Source organism: Acinetobacter sp. AKBS16 (assembly GCF_002899995.1).
Classification (GTDB): Bacteria; Pseudomonadota; Gammaproteobacteria; order Pseudomonadales; family Moraxellaceae; genus Acinetobacter; species Acinetobacter baumannii.
Genome location: NZ_POYH01000082.1, coordinates 12,286 through 20,033 on the forward strand (window position 1 = coordinate 12,286; position 7,748 = coordinate 20,033).

Sequence of the window (7,748 nt, forward strand, 5' to 3'; positions counted from 1 at the left end):
ATCGCAAGTCCTAGTCCACCTGTTGAACCTGTAATTACGACAACTTTATCTTTTAATTTGTATTTAGACATATCAGATTTCCAGACATTTTTATAAATGAGCTTTAAGGCAATGGATTATTTCTGGACAGGTTTAGATTCACTTTCAAGTTGTTGAAGTAATCCCTGCAATTTCTTGTGGCGTATAACCATCGCATCACTAGCTACCCTAAACATTCCGCGTAATATCGAGAACGGAACCCAGCGCACTGGAGCAAAAATGCGTGGCTGTCGGCGTTGTACACCTTTTACAATTGCTTGCGCCATATATTCCGGAGAAATAGGCTTGCGTAACCATGCCGGAAATGCTGCTTCAATCATCTCCGTTACAGTTGCGTTACCCCCAAAGGCAACCTTAGCGATTGGTGTTGCTGTCCAGCCCGGATAGACAACACTAGCGGTTGCGCCAGTATATGCAATCTCTGTACGGAGACAGCGTCCGAGCATTTCTACTGCCGCTTTTGAAGCGGCATATGGAGCGTTTGCCATTCCATTGACGAAGCAATAAACAGAAGAGGTTATGAGGATTTGTCCTTTATTACGGGTCACCTCTGGTAAGGCAGCACGGACTGTGCGCCAGACACCCAGTAAATCAACCTCAACAATTTTATCGAACTCAGCTTCATCACAGCTAGCAATTGTCGAAGCACCATCACGCCATGAGATACCTGCATTGGCAAAAGCTATATCAAGGTGTCCAAAGTGTTTTATCGTTTTCTGGACTACATCTTTTGTGGCTACTGCATCAGTAACGTCTAGCGCTAATGGTAAAATACGAGACGCCTCAAATTCAGATGCAAGTTTATCTACAGCTTCCTGTTGCATATCGGTGAGTACCAAGTTTGCACCTAATGCATAAAATTCACGGGCTGTTGCTGCACCAATCCCTCCAGCGGCTCCTGTAATTAAAACAACTTTTTTGTTCAGGTCATATTTCATGGTCTTTTTCCAAATGTTTTAAATTTACTGTTACTTGACTGGAACGATGCGCTTAAGAAAGTCGATCTGATCACGAACAACACGCTCAAAAGCTTCTCCAACGTAAATTTCAAAATGACCATCGGCGTAGTGCTTAATTTCATGATTAGGTGTATGGCTCGCATGACGCAATGTTGTTTTTGAGGGGGCAACAGAGTCGGTATCACAGACACAAAACAACACGGGCGCTTGAATACGTGATGTCTTACGGCCCGGGTAATAGCGTATGATGTCGAGTACAAAACGTGCAGCGACATAGTTTGGTATATTTGATCCTGAAGGCATGAGTGCGAGATAGCCTGAATAAGCATCAGGTGCATTCATTAATGCTGTATGTCCTGATGGTGCTGCAAGAGGTACCATGACTGGCTTGGCGCCGAGTATTGATCCAATCTTGTCTTTTAAAGCGAGTCCCGTGAGTTTGAGGGTCGTTATCGGGTCCATTGCCATGCTAGATGAGAAACCATCAGTGAAGGGGCATTGTGATATAACAGCAGCAAGTCGGTTATCATCAGCAGCTGTTGCCAGCACATGGCCTCCACCAAAAGAAGTCCCCCATATAACTACGCGGTTTGGGTCAATTTTGTCTAGGCTACGTGCATAGGCAATGGCAGCTTTCCAGTCTTTGAGCTGACTTTTTATATCTAGTAATTGTCGAGGTTGTCCTTCGCTATCACCAAAATAGCGATAATCAAATACTAAACAAGCATAACCCTCTGCCACAAAGCGCTCTGCAAAAGCGGTTAAACGCATTATTCGAGTACCACCCAGACCGTGCGCCATCACAATAATTGGTGTAGTGGCCTCGGTCGCTGGACGATATAAATAGGCACTGCATTTCATGCCATTTGAATTAAACTGAACATCCAGTGGCGCTTGGGGCACATTATTTAGACTTTTACCCATCGTATTTTTCTCAATATTGGCTATAACGCTATCTTCTGAAAAATAATGAGATAGGGCTTGATGAAAGCTGCCATATTGCTTGACACTTTGCGCCAAAATTTGGATTGAGCAGGTATTTTTAGTTATTTGCTTTTGTTTAAAAGCTTTAAGTACACTAATTGATAATTGGCGCCAAATTAGAACTATACGGAATGAATGGATTGAATAAGCCGTTGTATAGAAGAAGGATTTCTGAAATCTATGTTCAGTTATTATTTGAATATCTGGAAAAACTAGGACATGACCCAGAAAAGGTACTGGGTGAACCATGGCCTAAAGCAGATTCAAATCATTTAGAAGGCGTAGATATCGATCATTGGGAAAGTCTTCTCATTATTGCTAAAGATTATTTAAATGACCCTTTCATTGGTTTACATGTGGGGCAAACCATTACAGCACAGCATCTAGGTGTTTTAGGGTCCGTATTTCTTGCTTGTGAAAATCTGGGGGCGGTTTTAGAAAGGTTTGAGCGATATCAGCGGCTTGTCTATGATGTTTATCCAGCCACTGTTCGTATTTATACTGAATATGTAGAACTTTCATGGGATACAAAAGGTGAGCAGGTCGGCCCTTTATCGGACGAAACTGGCCGTACCGTTATAGTTCAATTTTGCCGTAGCCTTATTAGAGGAAAAGGAAGACTTAAAGAAATACATTTTATTCATGAACAGCCTGAAAATGTTCAGCCTTATGAGGAGTATTTTGGTTGTCCTGTGCTTTTTGAGCAACCCGTGGCACTGATGCGTTTCGATAAGGAAATCTTAAGTCTACCGCTTAAAAACTCCGACGCGGCCTTAGTTGCCATACTTGAAAAACATGCCGACAAATTACTGGCAAGTCTGCCACATATTGATGAAATTACAGATCAAGTTCGTAAACAGATTGCTTACTTACTTCATCAAGGCGAACCCACTATTGAACAGCTTGCAGAGCGATTAAATTATTCACGTAGAACCTTGCAACGCCGTTTAACCGAGGCAGGTACGAATTTTCGGAAAGAATTAAATACTGTCCGTTACGAATTGGCAAAATCGTATTTAAAAGATCTAAGGCTACAAATTGTAGAAATAGCCTTACTGTTAGGTTATGCCGAACACAGCCCATTTACACGGGCTTATAAAGAGTGGTCGGGTAAAACACCACAACAAGCTAGAGAAGAAATGAATGAGTTAAGGTAGAACTTATACTATAGGTCCTACCTTTTAAGTCTATACAAATGCTTTAAAAAAGATATGCAGATGTTTTGAGTGTTCATTCATCGTTTAAGGCACATTCAAAATTACTTGGGTTTTCTTTACATCTTACTTTTTTCAAAAAATTCATCATTTTGGGGTCGTAGATACCTGCTTTGGTTAGCTGTATACGTGCTTCGCGCATCATTTTCATATAGTTTAATTGTTCATTTTTCGGAATATCCATCCAATATTTTGAAGGAATATCACTTTCATATTTGGCAATAATACCAAATGTTCTATTGAGTTGGCTGGCTACCCAAGTTCGAGACTTTTGCCCAAAACCTGCTGGAAATTGGTCTTTACGAATAATGAAGTTTGCTGAAATTTGAGTCAAAGGAAAACGAACAATTGCTCCTTTCTCACCTAAACCTTTGTAGAGTTCAAAAGGTTTAAACGCAACAATAGGAGCGGGCACAATATCAATTTCATGGTTATTAAATTTTGCACCGGCATTGGTAACGTCTACCGATACAGCCTGACCACCGACATGTTGAACAAGCTTTGGTTGGGCTTCGTCGTATTTAAATACTCCAATTTTTTTACCGGCAGCTTTGGCGAGAGTATTTATACTTCTATCATTTACAAATAAATAGGCAGGACCAATTGTGCCTAAACCTGCAATTTCATAAGGACCTACCACCATGTTTTTTGCGGCCATGGGTGAGGACAACAGCTTATAGGCATTAATTGCCGTTTTCATATTTGTTAATGCACCAACCGCATCTAAAGATCCTGTGTATTTATTAAATTGACGGCCACGTAAACCGCTAATAATAGCGCCATCACATTTTCCAACTTTCAAATCTTCAGCTGCCACGCGTTCATCAACATATGCTTTTAAAGATAGATCAGCTCCCCAATTTTTTGCTTCAAGTGCATAATCTTTGGCTAAAGCGAAAGCGTCTCCCGATTTACCAATTGGGTCAAACACACAGACGACTTGTTGTTTGGCATAAAGAGTTGTTGTTAAACATGTACTTGTAATAAGTAAAATAGCTTTAAAACGATCCATATCTAGTTATCCATTATTTAAATTATAAAAATTATTTTATAAATCTGGTTAAGGTTAGATATGGCATTTCAATAAAAATTTTAAGGTAAAAAGTCAAAAGACAGCTTGGGATCAGGAAGTCATTTAGTTATTCAGAGAAATTTTTATGGTGAAAACACTTTTCGAGCCTTGATTGCTATATTGAATAGTGCCTTTCAGTGCCACAATAATTGCATGTACAACAGCAAGACCTAAACCTGTGCCGCCAAATTCTTTATTCCTTGATTCTTCTAATCTAAAGAAAGGCTTAAATAAATCGTCTTGGAACTCGGTTGCAATACCGGGGCCTTCATCCTCAATTTTTAATATCCAGTTGTCTGCAACCACTTCTGAAGAGATTTTAAGTTTGCCTGCATTTGAATAGCGAATCGCATTATCAATTAAAGCAATTAAAACTTGCTCAATACGACGGCGGTCGCAATATACAGGAGTGGACGTTAGGTCAAGTTCTGGTACTAGCTTAGCTTGATCCAAACGATCTTCAAATGCTTTAAGAACTTTTTCAACTACCGCCTTCAAGTCAAACAATTCATAATTTAACCGGAGTTGCTGGTTCTCTACTAAGCTTAAAGTCCGTAAGTCTTCGACTAAGTGAGATAAACCTTCAACTTGATTTAAAAGACTTTTAAATAGAACTTCATCAGGTTTAAAAACGCCATCAATAATTCCCTGTAAACGACCTTGTAATATCGTTATAGGCGTTCTTAACTCATGTGCGATGGCTGCATTCCAAACCTGCGCATTTTTAACGGAAACCTCTAGCTTTTGAGCCATATCATTAAAATTATATAAAAGCTCCGACATTTCGGCGGAGTGAATTCTATTATCGTAAGCTCTAGCAGAGAGGTCGCCGTGACTAATTTTTTTTGCTGCTTCGGCTAAGAAGTTAATTGGCACAATAAAACGCTTTGCAAGGCGCATGCCAATCACTAATGAAATAATACAGCCGCAAAAGATAACAGTGGCTAACCAAATCCAGTCTACAAAATGAAAACTAGTCCAATCTTCTTGTTGAAATGAGCTTAAACTAATCCAGCCTTTTTCAATCGCATAGTTATAAATGACATAACCCAGTACTACAGAAAATAGCGTAACGCTTAAATTCACAATAGTTAAGGCAATAAAAAGTTGCTTACTAATTCCTAACTTACTTTTCATAAAATATTCCCTAGCTATTTTTTAATATTATTTAGGCATCATCTTTTACAGCTAGGGGATTATCTAGCCTATATCCCACGCCACGCACATTAATTAACATTTGAAATATGCCTTGTTCTTCTAGTTTTTTTCTCAGCTTACTTACATGGCTATCTACGGTTCGCTCTAGTGCATCGCTATCATTCATGCAGTGATTCATAAGTTCTCCGCGCGTAAAAACTTTATGAGGCTGGTCAATCATGAATGAAATAATTTTATATTCAGTCAGCGTCAGATTAAGCAAGATTTTCTTATTCTCAGAGTGTATATAAACGCTATGAGTGTCGGTATCAATTTCAATATTTTTATAGAGTTTATTTTTATTAGTTGCCTTGTTTGCAAACTGAGTACGTCTTAAAACTGCCTGAACTCTAGCGACGACTTCATTTGGGTTAAAAGGCTTCACCACAAAGTCATCTGCACCTATGCGTAATGCCATAACTTTATCAATATCTTGATCTAGCGCCGTCAGCATGATCACGGGAGTCTGAGCTTTTTGGCGTATTTTATTTAATACTTCCCAACCGCTTAATTCGGGTAATTTAATATCAAGTAAGATTAAATCGATGGGTTGGCTAGCGTGCAATTCAATCGCTTGCTTTCCATTCATGGCCCGAATAACACTCATGCCTTCACGTTTTAAATAATTTTCAATAATGTCGCCAATATCGTAGTCATCTTCTACCACAAGAATAACTTTATCTTGGCAATCAAAAGAAAAAGAATGATCAAACATAAAAAATCTGGCTATAGAAAGTGCTTCAACTCATCATACGCTAAATTATCCGTATTTCTCCACACTTACTCCACACTTTAGTGATTATCCCTACACACTCATCAAAAATAATACGAACATCAAAAACTCACTAGGTTTGGACAGTATGCAAAAGCATCTTTTACTTCCTTTATTTTTATCTATTGGGCTGATATTACAGGGGTGTGATTCAAAAGAAGTCGCTCAAGCTGAGCCACCACCGGCTAAAGTCAGTGTATTAAGCATTCAACCGCAATCGGTAAATTTTAGTGAAAATCTTCCTGCACGTGTACATGCGTTCCGTACGGCGGAAATCCGTCCGCAAGTCGGAGGTATCATTGAAAAGGTTTTATTTAAACAGGGTAGTGAAGTTAGAGCAGGGCAAGCCTTATATAAAATTAATTCCGAGACATTTGAGGCCGATGTAAATAGCAATAGAGCTTCTCTCAATAAAGCTGAAGCTGAGGTAGCAAGACTCAAAGTTCAGCTAGAACGTTATGAGCAGCTGTTACCAAGTAATGCAATTAGTAAGCAAGAAGTGAGTAATGCCCAAGCTCAATATCGTCAGGCTCTAGCTGATGTCGCTCAAATGAAAGCATTGCTGGCCAGACAAAACTTGAATCTGCAATATGCAACAGTTCGAGCGCCTATTTCTGGGCGTATTGGGCAATCTTTTGTCACTGAAGGTGCATTGGTCGGTCAGGGCGATACCAATACGATGGCAACTATTCAACAGATTGATAAAGTCTATGTTGATGTTAAGCAATCAGTTAGTGAGTATGAGCGCTTACAAGCTGCGCTACAAAGTGGTGAATTATCAGCAAATAGTGACAAAACCGTTCGTATTACCAATAGCCACGGGCAACCTTATAACGTCACAGCAAAAATGTTGTTTGAAGATATTAATGTTGACCCGGAAACGGGCGATGTCACATTCCGTATTGAAGTTAATAACACTGAACGAAAATTACTTCCGGGCATGTATGTGCGTGTCAATATTGACCGTGCTTCTATTCCTCAAGCGCTATTGGTTCCGGCGCAAGCGATCCAACGTAATATCAGTGGCGAGCCTCAAGTATATGTCATCAATGCCCAAGGGGCAGCGGAAATTCGTCCTATCGAAATTGGACAGCAATATGAGCAGTTCTATATCGCTAACAAAGGCTTGAAAGTCGGTGACAAAGTCGTTGTTGAAGGTATTGAGCGTATTAAGCCAAATCAAAAATTGGCATTGGCAGCATGGAAAGCACCAGCCGTGGCAAATCATGCTTCAAGTGTAGAAACCAAAACTTCTATAACTGAGGGGGCGCAACCATGATGTCACAATTTTTTATTCGTCGTCCCGTTTTTGCTTGGGTTATCGCGATCTTTATTATTATATTTGGATTGCTGAGCATTCCTAAACTGCCAATTGCACGTTTTCCAAGTGTGGCCCCGCCACAGGTGAATATTAGTGCGACTTATCCTGGTGCTACAGCTAAAACCATTAACGATAGCGTTGTAACCTTAATTGAGCGCGAATTATCGGGTGTAAAAAATCTACTCTACTA

9 protein-coding genes are annotated in these 7,748 nt (G+C 39.8%); 3 read left to right on the forward strand and 6 right to left on the reverse strand.

All coding sequences use genetic code 11. The annotated features are described in order from the left end of the window. The 3 genes from C1642_RS19610 to C1642_RS14750 form a co-directional block, all read right to left on the reverse strand. Positions 1-71: hypothetical protein (locus tag C1642_RS19610; protein WP_228153927.1), on the reverse strand; the 71-nt coding region annotated here is incomplete at its 3' end. A 45-nt stretch (positions 72-116) separates the two neighbouring features. Beyond that, a complete protein-coding gene (locus C1642_RS14745) occupies positions 117-977 on the reverse strand; it encodes an SDR family NAD(P)-dependent oxidoreductase (protein WP_103236505.1) in 861 nt (286 codons plus the stop codon). Positions 978-1,007: 30 nt separating this feature from the next. Then, entirely contained in the window at positions 1,008-1,922 is a 915-nt protein-coding gene (locus C1642_RS14750) for an alpha/beta hydrolase (protein WP_103236506.1), read from the reverse strand. 191 nt (positions 1,923-2,113) lie between these two features. Here C1642_RS14750 and C1642_RS14755 point away from each other — a divergent pair, with 191 nt between their 5' ends. Next, the gene (locus C1642_RS14755) at positions 2,114-3,139 is read left to right on the forward strand and encodes an AraC family transcriptional regulator (protein WP_103236507.1); all 1,026 of its coding nucleotides are present in this window, start codon (positions 2,114-2,116) and stop codon (positions 3,137-3,139) included. A 73-nt stretch (positions 3,140-3,212) separates the two neighbouring features. On the opposite strand, the gene adeT1 is transcribed toward C1642_RS14755, so the two are convergent. The 3 genes from adeT1 to adeR form a co-directional block, all read right to left on the reverse strand. Beyond that, positions 3,213-4,208, reverse strand: a complete 996-nt coding sequence (gene adeT1 / locus C1642_RS14760; RefSeq protein WP_000373596.1) for a putative multidrug efflux protein AdeT1 — start codon at positions 4,206-4,208, stop codon at positions 3,213-3,215. Between the two features lie 123 nt (positions 4,209-4,331). After that, entirely contained in the window at positions 4,332-5,405 is a 1,074-nt protein-coding gene (gene adeS / locus C1642_RS14765) for a two-component sensor histidine kinase AdeS (protein ID WP_103236508.1), read from the reverse strand. Positions 5,406-5,436: 31 nt separating this feature from the next. Beyond that, a complete protein-coding gene (adeR, locus tag C1642_RS14770; protein ID WP_032018224.1) occupies positions 5,437-6,180 on the reverse strand; it encodes an efflux system response regulator transcription factor AdeR in 744 nt (247 codons plus the stop codon). A 145-nt stretch (positions 6,181-6,325) separates the two neighbouring features. On the opposite strand from adeR, the gene adeA reads away from it, so the two are divergent. Further along, positions 6,326-7,516, forward strand: a complete 1,191-nt coding sequence (adeA, locus tag C1642_RS14775; RefSeq protein ID WP_001169086.1) for a multidrug efflux RND transporter periplasmic adaptor subunit AdeA — start codon at positions 6,326-6,328, stop codon at positions 7,514-7,516. Continuing rightward, a partial coding sequence (locus C1642_RS19615; RefSeq protein ID WP_228153918.1) for an efflux RND transporter permease subunit occupies positions 7,513-7,748 on the forward strand: 236 nt, incomplete at its 3' end. The genes adeA and C1642_RS19615, both read left to right, overlap by 4 nt.